Genomic DNA, 18,074 nt, shown 5'->3' on the forward strand with positions numbered 1-18,074 from the left:
CATCACTCGGTTTTTCCCAACACCTGCTCGGCCGGCAGGGCCCGCAGATTGTAAGTGTTCGCCATCGCCATGCCGTAGGCGCCCGCGTCGGCGACCAGCAACACGTCGCCTTCGGCCGTCGCGCTGGGCAGCAGGCGGCCGCGGCCCAGCACGTCGCCGGTCTCGCAGATCGGCCCGACCACGTCGAACGCCTGCGTCGCACCGTCATCCAGTCGGCTGAGGTTGTGGATCCCGTGGTAGGCCTCGTACATGGCCGGACGCACCAGCGCGTTCATGCCGCCATCGGCACCCACCCGGCGCACCCCATCCTTTTCCACCACCTGGGTCACGCTCAGCAGCAGCACGCCCGACTCGGCCACCAGGTAGCGGCCCGGCTCGATGACCAGACCGAAACGCGGGTATTCGGCCTTGATCTCGTCCAGACCCGCGCGCCAGGCGGCCAGGTCGAAGGCCTGGGCATCGGGCGTGTACGGGATCGGCAAGCCGCCACCGATGTCGATGAACTCGATGGTTCCCACGCTGTCGGCCAGACCCGCGAGGTTGGCGTAGACGTCACGCCAATGCCGCGGGTCGTCGATGCCGCTGCCCAGATGCGCGTGGAGGCCACTGATGCGCACGCCCAGCTTGTTCGCCTCGCTGACGAAGGCATCGAAGCGCGCCACCGGCAGGCCGAACTTGGCCGCCACGCCACCGGTGCGCACCTTCTCGTGATGGCCTTCGCCATGGCCCAGGTCCAGGCGCAGCCACAGTGTGCGGCCGCGGAACACCTCGGGCCACCGCTGCAGCGCCTCGATGTTGTCCAGGGTGACGTTGACCCCACGGGTGAAGGCGGCCTCGAACTCGCGTCGCGGCGCGAAGCTGGGGGTGAACAGCACGCGCTGCGGCGCCATGTTCGGCAACACGGAGAACACGTGGTCCAGTTCTGCCTGCGACACGCACTCCAGGCCAAAGCCTTCGGCCACCACGCTCTTCAGAATTGCCGGATTCGGATTGGCCTTGATCGCGTAGAAGCAGCGGTCGATGGCGCCGATGGCCGCTAGCGCCCGCGCACGCGCGCGCACGGTGTCGAGGTCGTAGACGTAGCGTGGGGTGCCGGCCTCCGCGGCCTGCAGCAGCGCCCCGCGCTCGCGCGACCACCACGGCGTCTCGCGTTGCGGCTTGCCGTGCGCGATCTCCTTCCAGCTGGGGCCGAACACATTGGCGTCCTGCACCGGCATCGCGCCGCAGCGGACCAACTCGGCGTGCAACTGCGGCAACAGCCCGTCGGCGTCCGCCTCGTCGATGACAAAGGTCAGGTTGAGGTCGTTGGACGACTGCGAGATCAGGTGCACGCGCTCGCGGCCGAACGTGGCCCAGATGTCCGAGAGCTTGTGCAGCAGCGAGCGCATCCCGCGGCCCACCAGGGTAATGGCCGCGCACGGGGCGATCACCTTGACCCGGCACACCTCGGCCAGGTCCTCCGACAGCGAGGCCAGCACGTTGCTGCTGACCAGGTTCTCGCTGGGGTCCAGCGAGACGGTGACGTTGGTCTCCGACGAGCCGATCAGGTCGATGGACAGGCCATGCCGCTTGAAGCGCTCGAATACGTCGGCCAGGAAGCCGACCTGCTGCCACATGCCGATGCTTTCCATCGACACCAGCACGATGCCGTTGCGGCGACTGATCGCCTTGACGCCGGGAACGGTGGCGGCCAGCGCGTCGATGCGGGTACCCAGTTCGTCAGGACGCTCGGTGTCGAGGATGGCCATCGGCACGCCGGCCTCGCGGCACGGGCCGATGGAACGCGGGTGCAGCACCTTGGCGCCGGTGGTGGCGATTTCCTGTGCCTCTGCGTAATGCAGGCGCGCGAGCAAGCGTGCATCGGGCACGTCGCGCGGGTTGGCGCTGAACATGCCCGGCACGTCGGTCCAGATCTCCACGCGCTTGGCCTTGAGCAGAGCGCCGAAGTACGCCGCCGAGGTATCCGAGCCGCCACGGCCGAGGATCGCGGTGCCGCCGTCGCCATGCCGCGCGATGAAGCCCTGCGTGATCAGCATCGCCGTGGGTTGCGCGGCAAAGCGCTCGGCAAAACCCGCATCGGCTTGCGTGTGGCAATTGACCGACAGCCGGCCCGCCCACTCGCTCTGGTTGGGCAGGGCGATGGCGTCCAGCCACTGGCGGGCATCGCACCAGCCGAAGTCATGGCCCTGCGAGCGCAGGTAGGCCGAACCGATGGTCGACGACAACAGTTCCCCCTGCCCCAGCACCTCGGCCTGCCAGTCCAGCGCACGCGTGGCCGCGCGCGGATCGTGGGCCAGCGCCTGCAGCGCCGCCAGGCGGTCACCCAGCACAGCATCGGCATCCAGGTCCAGCTCGGCGCAGAACGCGCGGTGGCGCTCCACCAGCCCGGCGATGCGGCCGTCTATCCCGTCGCCGTTGGCAATGGCCTGGAGCTCATTGGTCACGCCCGACAGCGCGGACACGACCACCAGTACCCTCGCCTCGTCCCCGACCATGCGTTTGGCGGCAATGCGGCCGATGGTGTCCCAACGGTTGCGGCGGGATACGGAGGTACCACCGAACTTGAGTACAACCCAACGCTGCGATTGCGGCGACACGGTCTTTCGATCTCCAAAGGGGAAAAGGGCCGCACATTGTCCCCTGAAACCGGCTGCCGATGTTGGGCGTTTGCACCGGCAACCGCGCCGGCAGCCCCGACCGCCAAGGCCTAGAATGCCCCGCTTGCCCCCGGCCCCGCCGGCGGGCGCCCTCCCCCATGGAATCCCCCGATGACGCTCCGCCGCTATGTCCAGCTGGACGTGTTCGCCGACCGGCCCGGTGCCGGCAACCCCCTGGCCGTGGTGCTGGATGCCGAAGGCCTGGACGACGCCACCATGCAGGCCATCGCCCGCTGGACCCGCCTGCCGGAAACCACCTTCGTACTCCCGCCCACCCAGCCGGGCGCCAGCTACCGCGTGCGCATGTTCAGTCCTCGGCGCGAGGTGCCGTTTGCCGGCCACCCCAGCGTCGGCACCGCGCATGCCGTGATGCAGGCCGGCCTGGCCACCCCAAAAGACGGCTTGCTGTGGCAGGAAGGCATCGCCGGCGTACTGCCGCTGCGCGTGGTGGGCGAAGGCCCCAGCCGCAGCATTGCCGTACGCACCCCGCGGGCCCGCGTGGTGGAAGTTGCGTCCGCGGCCGACCCGCGCCTGGCGCCGGCCCTGCGTGGCTTGCCGTTGGGCCCGTTGCCACCCGCATTGATGGACGGCGGCCGCCGCTGGTGGCTGGCCGAACTGACCAACGAAACCGCATTGCGCGCGGCCACGCCCGACTGGGAGGCCATCACCGCCCTGGCACACGCCACCGGGTCGATGGGCCTGTTCGTATATGCCCGCAGCGACGACCCGGTCTATTACTACGCCGTGCGCGCCTTCGTCGGTGCACCCGCCCGGTTCGAAGACGCCGCCTCGGGAGCGGCCAATGCCACCTTGGCCGCGTGGCTGGCCTCACGCGATGCCCTGCCCAACGCGGAGGGCCGTTACCGCGTCAGCCAAGGCCGCGAGGTGGGCCACGACGCCATCATCGACCTGCACGTGGACGCCGAAGGCGAAGTCTGGTCCGGGGGGCGGGTGTGCGACGTGGTCAGCGGCCACATCGAATGGAACGACTGAAACAAAAAAGACGCCGACCGGGTAACCCCGGGCGGCGCCTCCCCCTGTGAAACAACGGGTGCTGGTGCGGCAACTGCCTTGCGGCGTTACTCCGGCCGAACGTCCACGCGTACGCGGATGCGCTCGCCCGGGTGGTGGTTGGTGCGGGTGGTGTACCGACGGCCCGCGTACTCATAGGTGACGTCATAGGCGCTCACCGCGCGGTCGCTGCCGCCGTAGCGGCCATCGACCGGCTCCGGATCGCACACGCGCGTGGTGGCGTTGCGCTGGCGCTGGTTCTGCTCGTAGATCTGCTTGCCGGCCATGCCGCCGACCATCGATCCAATCGCCGAGGTGGCGTAGCGGGCGGAACCGCCACCGACCTGGCTGCCGACCACCGCACCCACGACGCCGCCGATCACGGTGGCCACGGTGCTGCCGGTCTGGCTGCCCGTACGGTAGTTGCCGTTCTGGTCGTAGTAGCCGTTGCGGCGCTCATCGCGGTAGCCGTCGTAGCTGCGGTTGTTGCGGTAAGGGTCGTAGCTGCCGCCGGCCTGCGCCGGGCTGTCATAGCAGCGCTGGCCGCGTGCAGGCGTGTAACCGGAGTCGAACACCGGGTCGACGCGGATGACGCGCGCATAATCCGACTGCGACGTGGTGCCGGAGTAGTTGGACGGGTACGCATCACGGCCCGAGTCGTAGGACTGGGCCGACGCGGAGCCGACGGCGACCGCAAGCGCAAACGCGAGGGACGAGGAAAGAAGGCGGTTCATCAGGGCTCCCACACGCCGGGATGGCGTGGGGCGATGCTCGGGCGCAGGCAGTTAAACCGGGCTGAACCTACGTAAAGGTCGTGTGAAGCGTTCAGGCCCGCGACAGCCAATCCACCACGCGTGCTGCCAGCGCTGGCGCCTGACGGCCCAAGAGCGGCGAGACGTGACCGCCCGCTACTAGCCAACACTCGGCGCCCCAGGCGGCAGCAAGCGCCCCGGTTAGTTCCGCCGGCACGTCCTCGTCATTGGCGGACGCAATGCCCAGCATCGGGCAGGCCGGACGCTCGACGCGGGCACCACGTGCCTCGCGCAGCACGCGACCCGACTCGTCGCGCCAGTGGCGGAACGCAAACAGCGCGGTGGCGTCGTCGCTGTCCGGCAGCGCGCGGCGGGTGCCGGCCAGTCTTGCAGTCTGGCGCCACGGCACGACGTCGGCTTCTTCGCCCGGCGGCAGCGTGTCGCTCCACGGCATCGGCGGGAGTGGATTCACCAGCACCAGCGCATCGGCGAGTCCGGCACAGCGAAGCGCCAGCAGCCCGCCGAGGCTGGCCCCGACCAGCGCGCGCGGTCGCGGCAGCGCACCCAGCGCCGCCACAACCTGCATTGCGTAATCCTCAAGTCCGGTGGCTGCCAGGCCGGCCGGACCCGCCGCCAAATCGGGCGTGGAGACAGCCATGTCGCGCGCCTGGAGCACGCCGCGCCACAGGTTCCATTCCCACGCACCGCCCCCCGCACCGTGCACCAGCACGGCGTGTCCGATTCCCATGACCTGCACGCGACGTCAGCTGACCAGCATTGCCGTCATCGACACCGGCACCGCCAGCGCACGCGAGATCACGCAGCCGGCCTTCGCCGATTCGGCGATCTCCTCGAACTCCTCCGGACTGATGCCCGGCACCTTGGCATTGACCACCAGGTTGACGCCGGTAACGGTCGGCCCCGGTTCCATGCCCGGCTCCATCGTCACCTCGGCGCGGGTCTGGATGCTTTCCGGCGTGAACCCGGCTTTCTCCAGCACGGACGACAGCGCCATGCTGAAACACCCCGCGTGCGCCGCGGCCAGCAACTCTTCCGGATTGGTGCCCTTCTCGTCGCCGAAGCGGGTCTTGAACGAATAGTTCTGGTTGGCGAACAGTCCGCTCTGGGGCGTGCTCATCGTGCCCTTGCCCGCCTGCAGCCCGCCATGCCACACCGCGTCCGCGTAACGCTTGAAGGCCATGTCACCGCTCCGTTTCGTGAGGGAGCCACAGCCTACTCCGCAGAGCGTTAAGCGGATGCCGGGCTACGTGTCGGCGGTTGCCGATGGGGTGGTTCGGCACCAAAGCCGGGTATCGGGCCGCGACGTGCCGGACCACCCCATCGGCAAGCGCGCTCGTACCCTCGCCGCCGACCCCGCCCGCGACTTGACCCGCAACCCCAACCGCGTGACCCTAACCCCCCGGCCCCCGCGCCGGGCATCCCGCCATGACCGCCCGCCGAGCGCCACCCGCTCCGGCGCGAAGCGCGGACAGCCATGACGGCCTTCCCACCCTTGTCACAGGGAGAAGTCCGCTCATGTCCTACAGCACAACATCCATCCGCAACGTGGCCCTCGCAGGCCACCCCGCCGCCGGCAAAACCACCCTGTTCGAAGCCCTGCTGCAGGCCGGCGGCACCCTCCAGACGGCAGGCACGGTCGAGCGCGGCAGCACCGTCTCCGACTTCGACCCGATGGAGAAACAGCGCGGCCACTCCATGGATGCCGCCATCGCCAGCGTCGACCACGGCGCTGCATCCGGACAGCAGGTCCACCTCAACCTGATCGACACCCCCGGCTACCCCGACTTCCGCGGCCCCGCGCTCTCGGCGCTGGCGGCGGTGGAGACGGTGCTGGTGGTGGTCGACGCCGACCGCGGCGTGGAATACGGCACGCGGCGCATGCTCGAGTACGCCAAGGCGCGCAACCTTTGCCGCGCCATCGTCATCAACAAGATCGACCACGCCGATGCCGACGCCGCCGGCGTGCTGCAGGCGTTGCGCGAAAGCGTCGGTCCCGAGTGCCTGCCCCTAAACCTGCCGGCCGATGGCGGCAAACAGGTGGTCGACTGCTTCGGCAGCGACAACGGCGAGAGCGACCTCGGTGCCGTTGCCGACTGGCACCAGAAGATCATCGACCAGGTGGTGGAGATCAACGAGACGGTGATGGAACACTACCTGGACCTGGGCGAAGGCGGCCTGTCCGGCCAGGAGCTGCACGACGCCTTCGAGCAGTGCCTGCGCGAGGGCCACCTGGTGCCGGTGCTGTTCTGCTCGGCGCGTACGGGGGTGGGCGTGAAGGAGTTGCTGGACGTGGCCGAACGCCTGTTCCCCAACCCCACCGAGGCCAACGCCCCGCCCTTCCACAAGCTCAACGGCCACGGTCCTGAGCCGATCGAAGCCAAGCCTGACCCGTCGGCGCATGTCATCGCCGATGTGTTCAAGATCGTCAACGACCCCTTCGTCGGCAAGCTCGGCGTGTTCCGCGTGTACCAGGGCACGGTGAAGAAGGACACGCAGTTGTTCGTCGATGACGGCAAGAAGCCGTTCAAGGTCGGCCACCTGTTCAAGCTCAAGGGCAAGGAACACGTGGAGATCGACCAAGCGGTGCCTGGCGACATCGCCGCGGTGGCCAAGGTCGATGAGCTGCACTTCGATGCGGTGCTGCACGACAGCCACGACGAAGACCAGATCCACCTCGCGCCGCTGGACTTCCCCAAGCCAATGTTCGGCCTCGCCATCGAGGCGGCGAGCAAGGGCCAGGAGCAGAAGCTGGCCAATGCGCTGCACAAGCTGGCCGAGGAAGACCCCTGCTTCCACGTTGAGCACGAGACCGAGACCAACGAGACCGTGGTGCGCGGCCTGTCCGACCTGCACCTGCGCATCAACCTCGACCGCTTGAAGGAGCGGTACGGCGTGGAAGTGAAGTCACGCCCGCCGCGCATCGCCTACCGCGAGACCGTCAGCGGCAAGGCCGAAGGGCACCACCGCCACAAGAAGCAGACCGGCGGCGCGGGCCAGTTCGGCGAGGTGTTCCTGCGCATCGAACCGCTGCCGCGTGGTACCGGTTTCGAATTCGTGGATGAAGTGAAAGGTGGCACCATTCCCGGACAGTTCCTGCCGGCGGTGGAGAAAGGCGTGCGCCAGGTGCTGCAGCACGGCGCGGTGGCCGGTTACCCGATGCAGGACGTGCGCGTGGTGGTGTACGACGGCAAGCACCATCCGGTGGACAGCAAGGAAGTGGCCTTCGTGGCCGCCGGCAAGAAGGCCTTCCTCGACGCCATCGCCAAGGCGCGGGCCCAGGTGCTGGAACCGATCGTCGATCTGGAAGTCAGTGCTCCCGAACAGCACATGGGCGACATCAGCGGCGGCCTGGCGGGCAAGCGCGCGCGCATCAACGGCACCGACGCGGTACGCGGTGGCGAGATCGTGGTCAAGGCGCAGGTGCCCTTGTCGGAACTGGAAGGCTACGCGGCGGAGTTGAAGTCAGTGACGGCCGGACGTGGGCGCTACGCGATGGACTTCAGCCACTACGAGCCGGTACCGGCGCAGGTGCAGCAGAAGTTGACGGAGGCGTACAAGCCGCGGGTCGAGGAAGACTGAGCGCGCCGCAAGCGCGGCGGAGTGACTTCGACGCGCTGCGCACCGGTGGCGACCCTGTGGTACTGGGGGCGCCGCCGGGTGCATGTGGGCGGCAGCAACACCGCCGCCATCTACGCGACACAAATCGACACCATGCTTATTACAAATCTGGCGCGCACGTGCTAGCATTCCGCGCCTTCGCGGCAGGCCCTGCCCGGACCGCGACGTCAACCTGGAAGTCGCACCCACAAGGAAGTTGCATCCAACATGTCCGAGTCCTTCGTTGTCGTCGTCGATCCCTATTTTTCGCACCTCGTCGCCCGATTGAAGGCCGACGGACGCAAGCTCATTGCCGTGTTCTCGGACTACGCGCTGGCCGGTGCCGCCAGCGGCATCTACTCGGTGGACGCCGGCCAGTTCGAGGCCGTGTACCACGTCGACAGCGACACTTCGCTTGACGGCGTGGTGAAGGAGCTGGCGCAGCGGCCCATCAGCACGGTAGTGAATGGATTCGACACGGGTTGCTCGCTGTGGGTCAAGCTGTGCAACGCGCTCGGCTTTCCGCATCGCCCCGCAGCCGAGCTGTCCCACGTGCTGGGAAACAAGTACCGGACTGGAAATCACATCCGCGGGAAGGGGATCGTGGTTGCGAAAAGTGTGCTGGTCACCTCGGCCAACGCCAGCCACTGCATTGAGCAGATCGAGTCGTGCATCGAATATCCGCTCGTCATCAAGCCCACCGAGAGCGCGGGTTCGTTCGGCGTGCACGTGTGCCATGACCGACGCGAAGCCGAAACGGCCATTGCCACCCTGCTCGACAAGGCGGATGTCTACGGCAACGTGGTATCCGAAGTCGTGGCGGAGGAGTTGCTGCGCGGCCCCGAGTACTCGGTCTGCACGATCACCAGCCAGGGGCAGCACGTGGTCTCGGCGGTATTCACCTACGAGGAATACATGATCGAAGGCGTGAAGTTCGCGCGTTCGGTCGAACTGGTGGCGCCGGAGAGCGCCCCCGCCGCGGCCGCGATCGAGTACGCCACGGCGATTCTCGACGCAATCGGATACGAGCAGGGCCAGGCCTACGTCGAACTCATCCTGACGGACAAGGGCCCGCGCCTGGTGGAGCTCAATCCCCGGGTTGCCGGCCTCAATGGCGTGCTGGACGTGATCAGCGAACTGTGCACTGGGCAATCCCAGGTGGGCTGGACCTCGGCGTCCTGCGCTAGCGTCCCCATGCCGACGGCGGCCAACGACCGCCTGTACCGCAAGCAAGGGCATGGCAAGTTGCTGTTCCTGCGCGCCCACGAGGCAACCACCGTGCGGCACTTGGAGGCGATCGCGCGGATTGAAGCGCTGCCCTCCGTCCGCACGATCCGGGTGAAGGTGCGTCCCGGCGACGCGGTACCCATCACCACCGATGTGCTCAGCTCGCCGGGCCACATCGTCATGTGCCACGACGACCCAAATCAGCTGCAACGCGACATCGACAACATCGACCGGATGGAACGCGAAGGCCTGTTCGGCTGAGCCAGTCCCCGGCCGCGTCCCCGATCCGCTCGCCCACGCTACCGCGCCCGCGCACCGCGACATCTCCCCGCAGACCTGCTTCCCCTGACCGCACCCGTCGGGGGTGATCCGAGGTAATCCCGTTGAACATGAAACTGGTCACCGCCGGCGGCGTTGTCGTTGCCTTGGCTGCAGTGTTTGGCGCGGTCGAGGTCTCCAAGGCCAGGACCGTCGAGACCGACAACGCGCACGTGGACGGCAACCTGTTGGCGCTGGCGGCGAAGGTCGATGCCGACATCGTGGAGGTACACGCGCGCGACAACCAACGCGTGAGCAAAGGCCAAGTGCTCGTCCAACTCGACGACCGCCGGCTGAAAGCCGAGTTGGCGAAACTGCTGGCGGACCTGGAGTCGAACAGCATAAGCCGGGAAAAAACCCTGCAGCAGGGATCGGTGACCGCGGCCGAGCGCGAAACCGCCATTGCGCAGCGCGGCGCCCTTCGGTCGGAACTGAAAGCGACACTGCTCGACGCCGAGCGTGCGGGCGCGCTGGCCGGGCAGAAACTGGTGTCCCAATCCAGCCTCGACCGCGCCCGACTCGAAGGACTCGCCGCACAATCGCGGGTGGTCACCAAGGACAACGAACTGCGCGCGATTGCCGCGCGCGGTCGACTGGTGTCGCTGGAGCAGCACGCACTGGCAGCCGAACGGCGCAAGCTGCTCGAGCAGATCGCGCTGGCACGGCTGGAGCTGGGCTACACCACGGTGCGCGCGCCCACGGACGGTTACGTGGTCAACCTGTCGAGTCAGGTGGGCGAGCACATGGCCAAGGGGGACGCACTGGCGACCTTGCTGCCGCTGGACGAGACGTGGGTGGAGGCCAACTTCAAGGAAACGGAGATCGAGGCCATCACCGGCGCCGACCGGGTGGAGGTCCGCCTCGATGCCTACCCGGGACAGACATTCAGTGGTCGGGTCATCGGAATCTCGCCCATAGCGGGCGCGAAGCGCAGTGTACTGCCACCCAACTATGCCTACGGCAACTTCACCCGGCTGGTCCAGCGCGTACCCGTGCGCATCCGCCTTGACCCGCCACAGAACCCGGCTACGCGGATCCTGCCCGGCCTCTCGGCAAGAGTCGTCGTCGCCCGATGAACCGGGATGCCACGGCCTGGTTAGCGGTGGTCGGGGCGATCCTGGCCGCCTTCATGTCGGTGATGGACATCCAGATCACCAATGTGGCCATCCAGCAGATCCAGTCAGCGATGTCGGCCACGCTGGAGGAGGGCTCGTGGATCACGTCCTCGTACCTGATCGCGGAGATCTCGGTGATTCCGCTCACCCGGATCTTCACCGGCCGCTTCGGCGCATCCAACATGGTGGTGGCCTGCTGCGCGGCGTTCACGGTCGCCTCCGTGCTGTGCGCGCAGGCGTGGGACCTCAACAGCCTGATTGCCTTCCGCGCGCTGCAGGGACTCAGCGGCGGCATGCTGATGCCGCTGGCCTACGTGATGATCATGACCCGGCTCGACGCGAAGGACCACGTCAGGGCGATGTCGCTGTTCGGGGTGGCCTCCTCCTCGGCGCCGGCGATCGGCCCGGGGCTGGCGGGATTGCTGGTCGACCGCTTCGGCTGGCAGATGATCTTCTACGCCGGCATCCCGATCGCGGTGCTGGCCGCCTCGTGCGTGCTGTACGCGGGACACGCCTCCCAACGGGCGGCCGCGGCGCCCGCTCGAACGACTTCCCCGAGCGCCTCCTCAACCGATTACCTGGGTCTTGCCAGCGCGGTGGTGGGCTTGGCATGCCTGGTGTTCATCATCGAGGAAGGGCATCGCAAGGATTGGTTCGAATCCGGGTTGATTCGGGCGCTCGCCTTCATATCCAGCGCCTCGCTCACGGTGTTCGTGGCCCGCGCGCTCACCCACCCGAACCCGCTGGTCGACATCCGCCTGCTGGCCCGGCGCCGCTTCGGCCTGGCATGTGCCACCAGCTTCCTCGGGGGCTTCACCTTGTTTGGCTGCCTGTTCCTCATTCCGTACTTCCTCACGGTCATCCACGGCTACAGCGCACTCGAAGTCAGCCGCGTGATCCTGTGGATGGCAATCCCACAGATCTTCATCTCGCTGACCATCCCGCACGTGCTCAGGCGGATGGACATCCACGTCGTCATTGCCACCGGTTTTCTTGTATTTGCCGCGAGTTGCGTGTGGTGCGCGTCGCTGTCGAGCGACTTTGCCGGCCCGCAGTTCTCCACGCCCCTCCTGCTGCGCGCCATGGGATTGCCGATGGTGATGATCGCGCTGGGGCTGTATGCGATGGCCGGCATCGACAAGCACGATTCGGCCAGTGCCTCGGTGTTGCTGAATATCTCGCGGAGCATCGGTGGCGCGCTGGGCGTGGCATTCATGACCACCTGGGTCAACCTCAAGCAGTCGGCGTTCCTACAGGAGTCGCTTGCTCAGCTGGACGCCGCCAAGGTGAGCGATTACCACGCGATGGTGCAGGCGGCGCCCGACACGCCGCGGTTCGCGCAGGTGCCCCACGACCCGCTGGAGTCGCAAGCCGCGGGCGCGCTGTCGGCAAGCATGGAGCGGCTTTCCGCCGACGCCTTCGTGAACGCGTTCAACGACGCTTTCCACCTCATGAGCATCGCCCTGCTGGTCGCGGGGTCGCTGTTCGCGCTTTTGTTCGTCCAGCAATCGGCACGCGCGGGGACCTACGCGTGGGGCCTTTCGTTCCGCCGGGCCCCGCCGCGCGCGTGAGGCGCCGGCGGCGGCCAACCCGATCAACCTGCAATGGAGTGTGACCCGTGGAGGATGTAGTAGTAGTGGGCGGCGGCATCGCCGCTGTTTCGTTCATATCGACCCTGGTGCGGCAGTCGGCTCGACCCAGGAGCATCACGGTCGTGGCGCCTCGGGGACTGGGCTACTCACCCAACTTCCACGACCAGCCCGAGTCGTCGCTGTGCAACACCTCAGTCGGCGTCAACTCGCTCATCCATGACGAGCCGGAGCATTTCAGGCGCTGGCTGGAGCTTCGAGACCACACCGTCGGCGACATGGACTGCGTGCCGCGCGCCTTGTTCGGCCAGTACCTGGCCGACGTGGCCGACTACATGATCGCGCGCATGCGCTTCATGGGCATCAAGTGCACGATCGTCCAGGACGAGTTCGCGTCGATGGTGGACCACGGTGGCACCAAGATCATCGCCACCGCTGGCGGTCGCCTGCTGTCGTGTCGCCGCGTGGTGTTCTGCCTGGGCCACGAATACCGCGCCGCCCGCGGCGAGCGCTACCTCTGCTATCCCGAGCAGCAGGCCGAGATCGCGGCCATCGACCCCGACGTGCGGGAAGTGGTGGTGCTCGGCACGCGGCTGAGTGCGATCGATGCCGCCTTGCTGCTCAAGGACCGACCCGGGTTCAAGGTGCGCTTCCTGTCGCGCACCGGCTATTTCCCCGCGGTGCGCAATGGCCTGCCGCCGGGGGCACTGGAGGTGGTCGACGCGTCCACCGTCACCGGCTACGTCGGGAAGCGCGGGCTCAGCGTGCGGGCCGCACTGACGCTGGCGATCAAGGACGAAGTGGCGCGCCACACCACGCGCGACCTGTGCAGCATCGACGCCGATGCCAACGCCCAGTTCGTGGTCGATGCGCAAAACAGCAAAACGCCAGAAGTGATCAGCTGGCAGTACGCGCTGGACAACATCATGTTCCTGATCAACAGCGTCTGGCACCTGATGGCGCCCGCCGAGCAGCGCGCGTTCCTGCGCGACAGCGAGCCGCTGATGAAGCGCTACCTGTATTCGATGCCCGAACGCACCGCTGACTTCCTCCGCGCCCGGATCGAGGCCGGGGACTTCGTCCTGCAGACCCGCGACATCCGCCAGGTTGAGCCGATGCCCGAAGGCGACTTCCGCCTGCATTACGCCGGCGCGGCGAGCGACACCCCGGCCAGCGAGCGCGTGCCCTTCATCATCGATGCCTCGGGCCTGCACAAGAAGCTGCTGTATACCCAGGCCGACGGCTCGGTGTCGCTGGTGCGCAGCGACGCTCCGCTGGCGTTCGCCAGTGGCTCGTTCACGTGCCGGGACCTGCCGGGCGTGCATTGCCTGGGCTCGATGGTCAACTCGCTGCCGGTGGTCAACTACATCCGCATGATCGCCTCGCATGCCCGTTCGCTGTGCGAGGAACTGGCGCGCGACGGCTACGCGACAGTGCCGCCTGGCGAGTTCCGGCAGGCCTCCAACTGACTCCACGGCGGGCCGGTGGGCCCGTCCTCCATTGCGGATTTACATTGTGAAGACGATTGTGTTCGTCTCGAGCTTCCTGCTCGAGTTTGTGGATTTCGAGGTGCTGCGCGGTTGCCGGCTGGTGTTGCTCGACACGCCGCAGCGCCGGCCGCGGCTGCCCGTGCAGGTGGAATGCGAACTGGCCGCGATCCACCTGTGCGACCCCGTGGACCCGGCGGATCCGCTGTCGGGCACCGACTACGCCTCAGCCCGGGAGGCGGTGCTCAAGGAAGTCGCGGTCGCGAACGGCGAGGTGCACGTGCTCTCGTTCTTCGAGTTCAACGTGGAACTGGCCGCGCGGCTGGCGACAGAACTGGGGCTGCATGCGTTTCGGATCGCCGACTACCGGCGCTTCCGCGACAAGACGATCATGAAGCAGCGCGTTGCGGCCGCCGGCCTGCGCGCGCCACGGTTCCAGTGCATCGATAACGCCGCCGTGGAGTCGCGCACGGCGGCCTACTTCGCCGAACTGGAACAGTCGCTGGGCTTGCCGTTCATCTGCAAACCGATCGACGCCGCGGGCAGCGTGGGCGTGCACAAGGTGGCCTCGCTGGAACAGTTCCTGGCGTTCCAGGCCAGCGGGGATTGCCGCCGCTCGGTGTACGAGGCCGAGGAGTTCATCGATGGCACGTTGTTCCATTGCGACTTCGTCGTCCACGAAGGCAAGGTCGTATTCCGCGGCTGCGGTGAGTACTTCTTCCCGTGCTTCGAGGCCAGCAAGGGCAAGATCGTGGGCAGCATCCTGCTGCCCGCGCACGACCCGGAGTTCGAACGGGTCATGGGCTTTGCCGAGGCCTGCCTGGAAGCGTTCGAGGTCGAGTTTGGGGCGTACCACATGGAGGTGTTCCGCACCGCGCGCACCCGGGAGCTGGTGTTCCTGGAAGTGGGTGCGCGCCCGCCCGGACTGGACGCCAGCAAGGGGTATCTCAGCCTGACCGACGTCAGCATGCCCACGCTGCTGCTGCGCGCCCACCTGGGCATGGCGGTTAAGGTGGTGGACGACTACGCGCAGTCCATCGTCTGGGGGCAGATACCGGCCAAGGGCGGAACGATCCGCGACCTGCGGATGCCGGCCACCGAGGGCAGAGTCGAAGTGACCTTCAACCGCAGCATTGGCGACACGCTCGTCGAGGGCTTCTCCTACTTCGACGTGGTCGGAAAGCTGGGCAGTGCACCGCACCCGTACGCCTTGCTGCGGCGCGACTTCGAGCTGATCCGCGAATTTTCGTTCGTGACGGTGCAGTAGTCGCGAAGGGACCGGCGCGCGTCACACCCGCGCCGGTCCCGCATCCACTCGCGGTGCGCGGGTGGACGCCCGGGGCGGTTAAATCCTGCCTCAGTGCGGCAGCCGTTGCTGCAGTCCCGCAGTGAAGGCTGCAGGCTCATCCAGCGAGAGGTAAATGTGGCGAATGGGCCTGCGTCCCAGCAACGTGTCCAGCTGCGCCTGCGGATGCAGGACAAGCCGGAGGTTGGCATTCACGGTGCCGACGAATCTCAGTTGCCCACGCGCGCGCCGCGGCCGCACGTCCACCCGTTCGACCGCTGCGATGGTCGCGTACGGCACGCGCTGGTCCCCCAACACGCCGTGGCGGATGTGCACCGCATCGTCGTCCAGCGTGGTGGCCCGCAGCAGCGTCGCGCGGTACTCCGCGTAACAACCACCCGTACGTGCTCAACACACTGGCCACCAGCGCCACCGCCGGGCTGTACAACGACAGCAGCACGTGCGCGATGGGGATCTCCACCCCCACCAGCACCAGGAACGCGATCTGGTTGGAGGCATTGGCGCCGTGCCTCCAGCAGTGGAAGGCCGGCGCGGGCTGCACGAACCGTGCCTTGTTGCGGACGAAGGCATACAGCCACACCCGGGCATCCGCCTGCAGCAACCTCGCGACGCCGGGCTCCGGAATCCGCGCGGCGATCGCGCGATGCACCGCCGTCTCCAGGTTGGGCGCGTCGCGGTGGCGGAGGATGTCCCGCACGACCGTGCTGATCAGCACCACCTGGGCCAGCAGCAGCGCGCCCAGGTAAAGCCAGCGGACCTGCTCCAGCCCGCGCCAGACCTGCCTGTCGGAAGCCGGGATGATCAGGGAACCGGCCAGGATGCCCAACGACAGCAGCGCCACGGTGCCCAGCAATGCCTTCTTCAACGGCGGCCGCATGATGGCCAGGTACAGCGCCGGAACCAGCAGGAATACGTCGAAGGCCACCACCCACTCCGGCACCCGCGCCTGGGCGTGGGCGGAGTAGGCGCTGGCGATGGCGTAGTTGCCCACGTAGACCAGCAGGGCAAGGGCCGCGAACAGCGGCAGGGCGTAGGGGCTTCGATCGGCGCGGGTCATGCGAATCCTTGCAAGGTGACCAGGTGGGTCGCTCGCCATCAGTTTCGTACTACCTTGGCACTCTGGCCACCCCGAAACGCCGCCATGCCCAAAGCCACCCGCGCCGCCGAGGCTCGCCGCCTCACCGACATCCCCAACATCGGCCCGGCGATGGCCGGCGATCTGCGGCTGCTCGGCATCGAAACGCCGCTGCAACTTGACGGCCAGGACCCAACTGCGCTGTACCTGCGCCTGTGCCGGCTGACCAAAGCGCGCCACGATCCGTGCGTGCTGGACACGCTGATGGCGGCGGTGGCCTTCATCGAGCGCGACGATGCGCGGCCGTGGTGGGCGTTCACCGAGCAGCGCAAGCGCGAATGGGCGGCGGTCGAGGCGGCCCTGCCGGCCACGTTGCGGCGGCCGGGGTAGCGGCGGTCCAGCCCCGCCCCCCCAAACGTGTTAGTGCAGGGCATTGCGATGCCCGGCCATCCTCTGGCCGTGCTCGCGCCGCGCCGTGTTCCAGCATTGAATTGCGATGCCGGCGCACCCTCCCGCCCTCCCCGGGCATGGAATTCCCTTGCGCCGTCACCCGCCAGGACGCAACCGACTTGCCGCCACCCGCGCACTAACCCACCATTCACTCCCGCCGCCTAAGGTGGAGATTCCACCGACCTCAAGGGACCCCGCCATGCGCCGCCCGCTCCTTCTCGCCCTGTTCGCCCTGCTCACCACCGTGGTCATTGCCGGCTGCTCCACGCTCAACGCGGTCGGCGCCTTGCTGGGCAACCAGCTGACGTTCACCCCACTGCAGTTGCAGGGCTCGATGGACCGCAACTTCCCCAAGAAGTACGAGCGCCTGGGCGGGCTGGTGTCGATGACGCTGATGAACCCGCGCCTGTCGATCCCGCAGGGCAGCGGCCGCCTGCGCGTGGACTTCGACGTGGGCATTGGCACGCTGGGCAGCGACAGCTCGCGCCCCAGTGGGCGGTTCGGCCTGTCCAGCGCCCTGCGCTTCAACCCGTCCACGCGCGGCCTGCACCTGGAACAGCCGACGCTGGAGAACGTGGACGTGCCCGCACTGGGCGGGGTGATGAACACCAGCACCCGCCAACTGCTCAACACCTGGCTGGCCGATTACTCGCGGACCGAGCCGGTCTACCGCTTCGACAACACCCTGCTTGACCGCCTGGGCTCGCGCCGCATTGGCAGCACCGAGATCCAGAACGGCCTGGTCGTGGTCAACCTGGACAACTGACATGCCCCTGTTCCGCCCCGCCTCGCTGTTCCTGACCGTGTTGCTGCTCGCCGCATGCGGCAAGGACGGGGGAACGTCGGCCACCCGCGGGCCCAATGGCGAGGTGGACGGCACGCTGCCGGTTCCAGCCGGCGCGTCCGGCAGCGTGACCGGCATGCCGGATCGGCCGGGCCCCGGCCCGGTCGGCGCGCAGGGCGTGGAACTGCCGCCGGCTGAAGTCGCGCTGGATGCCGATGGCAATCCGCTGCCGCCGGACGGCCTGCCGGTGGAGGGGGTGCCGGCCGACGGCGCGGTCGCCGACATCGCCCAAGAGGGGGCCGGCGCAGACGAGCCCACCGCGAACGACGCCGTCGCGGTGCTGCGCGAATACTTCGCCGCCATCAACAGCGGCAACTTCGCCCGCGCCTATGCGCTGTGGTCCGACGGCGGCCGCGCCAGTGGGCAGTCGCCGCAGGGCTTCGCCGACGGCTTTGCCGACACCATCGGCATTTCGGTGGAACTGCTGCCGCCCGGGCGGGTGGACGCCGCCGCCGGCTCGCGCTACGTGGAGGTGCCGGTCAACTTGCGCGCCAGCCTGCGCGATGGTGGCGAACGCCGCCTCACCGGCGCCTTCACCCTGCGTCGTGCGGTGGTCGATGGCGCCACCGCCGAGCAGCGCGCGTGGCGCATTGCCACCGCCGACCTGCGCGAAGTCCAGTAAGCC

Annotated in this window: 15 protein-coding genes; 10 read left to right on the forward strand and 5 right to left on the reverse strand. The window is 67.9% G+C overall.

The window, feature by feature from the left end; translation table 11 throughout:
• Positions 1-2: 2 nt before the first annotated feature.
• On the reverse strand, positions 3-2,597 hold the full coding sequence (locus AC3ARF_RS11205; protein WP_498927944.1) for a bifunctional aspartate kinase/diaminopimelate decarboxylase: 2,595 nt from the start codon (positions 2,595-2,597) through the stop codon (positions 3-5).
• A gap of 171 nt (positions 2,598-2,768) precedes the next feature.
• Between AC3ARF_RS11205 and AC3ARF_RS11210 the strand changes: the two genes are divergently transcribed.
• The gene (locus AC3ARF_RS11210) at positions 2,769-3,650 is read left to right on the forward strand and encodes a PhzF family phenazine biosynthesis protein (RefSeq protein WP_498927946.1); all 882 of its coding nucleotides are present in this window, start codon (positions 2,769-2,771) and stop codon (positions 3,648-3,650) included.
• Positions 3,651-3,736: 86 nt separating this feature from the next.
• Here AC3ARF_RS11210 and AC3ARF_RS11215 read toward each other — a convergent pair whose 3' ends face one another.
• From AC3ARF_RS11215 to AC3ARF_RS11225, 3 genes are all read right to left on the reverse strand, one after another.
• Entirely contained in the window at positions 3,737-4,402 is a 666-nt protein-coding gene (locus tag AC3ARF_RS11215; protein WP_498927948.1) for a glycine zipper 2TM domain-containing protein, read from the reverse strand.
• Between the two features lie 91 nt (positions 4,403-4,493).
• Positions 4,494-5,168: an alpha/beta fold hydrolase gene (locus tag AC3ARF_RS11220; RefSeq protein WP_498927950.1), complete on the reverse strand. Its 675-nt coding sequence runs from the start codon at positions 5,166-5,168 to the stop codon at positions 4,494-4,496.
• Positions 5,169-5,183: 15 nt separating this feature from the next.
• On the reverse strand, positions 5,184-5,621 hold the full coding sequence (locus tag AC3ARF_RS11225) for an OsmC family protein (protein ID WP_498927952.1): 438 nt from the start codon (positions 5,619-5,621) through the stop codon (positions 5,184-5,186).
• 335 nt (positions 5,622-5,956) lie between these two features.
• Between AC3ARF_RS11225 and fusA the strand changes: the two genes are divergently transcribed.
• The 6 genes from fusA (at position 5,957) to AC3ARF_RS11255 (ending at position 15,041) form a co-directional block, all read left to right on the forward strand.
• The gene (fusA, locus tag AC3ARF_RS11230; protein WP_498927954.1) at positions 5,957-8,020 is read left to right on the forward strand and encodes an elongation factor G; all 2,064 of its coding nucleotides are present in this window, start codon (positions 5,957-5,959) and stop codon (positions 8,018-8,020) included.
• A 246-nt stretch (positions 8,021-8,266) separates the two neighbouring features.
• Positions 8,267-9,526: an ATP-grasp domain-containing protein gene (locus tag AC3ARF_RS11235; protein ID WP_498927955.1), complete on the forward strand. Its 1,260-nt coding sequence runs from the start codon at positions 8,267-8,269 to the stop codon at positions 9,524-9,526.
• A 128-nt stretch (positions 9,527-9,654) separates the two neighbouring features.
• Positions 9,655-10,659 carry an HlyD family secretion protein gene (locus tag AC3ARF_RS11240; RefSeq protein ID WP_498927957.1) on the forward strand — a complete coding sequence of 335 codons (1,005 nt, stop codon included), beginning with the start codon at positions 9,655-9,657 and terminating at the stop codon, positions 10,657-10,659.
• Entirely contained in the window at positions 10,656-12,269 is a 1,614-nt protein-coding gene (locus AC3ARF_RS11245; protein WP_498927959.1) for a DHA2 family efflux MFS transporter permease subunit, read from the forward strand. The genes AC3ARF_RS11240 and AC3ARF_RS11245 overlap by 4 nt, the downstream gene beginning before the upstream one ends.
• A 47-nt stretch (positions 12,270-12,316) precedes the next feature.
• Entirely contained in the window at positions 12,317-13,756 is a 1,440-nt protein-coding gene (locus tag AC3ARF_RS11250) for an FAD/NAD(P)-binding protein (RefSeq protein WP_498927961.1), read from the forward strand.
• 46 nt (positions 13,757-13,802) lie between these two features.
• Positions 13,803-15,041 carry an ATP-grasp domain-containing protein gene (locus AC3ARF_RS11255; protein WP_498927963.1) on the forward strand — a complete coding sequence of 413 codons (1,239 nt, stop codon included), beginning with the start codon at positions 13,803-13,805 and terminating at the stop codon, positions 15,039-15,041.
• A gap of 136 nt (positions 15,042-15,177) precedes the next feature.
• On the opposite strand, the gene AC3ARF_RS11260 is transcribed toward AC3ARF_RS11255, so the two are convergent.
• Positions 15,178-16,137 carry a hypothetical protein gene (locus AC3ARF_RS11260; protein WP_498927965.1) on the reverse strand — a complete coding sequence of 320 codons (960 nt, stop codon included), beginning with the start codon at positions 16,135-16,137 and terminating at the stop codon, positions 15,178-15,180.
• An 84-nt stretch (positions 16,138-16,221) separates the two neighbouring features.
• Here AC3ARF_RS11260 and AC3ARF_RS11265 point away from each other — a divergent pair, with 84 nt between their 5' ends.
• From AC3ARF_RS11265 to AC3ARF_RS11275, 3 genes are all read left to right on the forward strand, one after another.
• Positions 16,222-16,545 carry a helix-hairpin-helix domain-containing protein gene (locus AC3ARF_RS11265; RefSeq protein ID WP_498927966.1) on the forward strand — a complete coding sequence of 108 codons (324 nt, stop codon included), beginning with the start codon at positions 16,222-16,224 and terminating at the stop codon, positions 16,543-16,545.
• A gap of 259 nt (positions 16,546-16,804) precedes the next feature.
• Entirely contained in the window at positions 16,805-17,371 is a 567-nt protein-coding gene (locus tag AC3ARF_RS11270) for a DUF1439 domain-containing protein (protein ID WP_498927968.1), read from the forward strand.
• 1 nt (position 17,372) lies between these two features.
• A complete protein-coding gene (locus tag AC3ARF_RS11275) occupies positions 17,373-18,071 on the forward strand; it encodes a hypothetical protein (protein ID WP_498927970.1) in 699 nt (232 codons plus the stop codon).
• Positions 18,072-18,074: the final 3 nt, after the last annotated feature.

This window comes from Lysobacter sp. KACC 24251 (genome assembly GCF_057747755.1).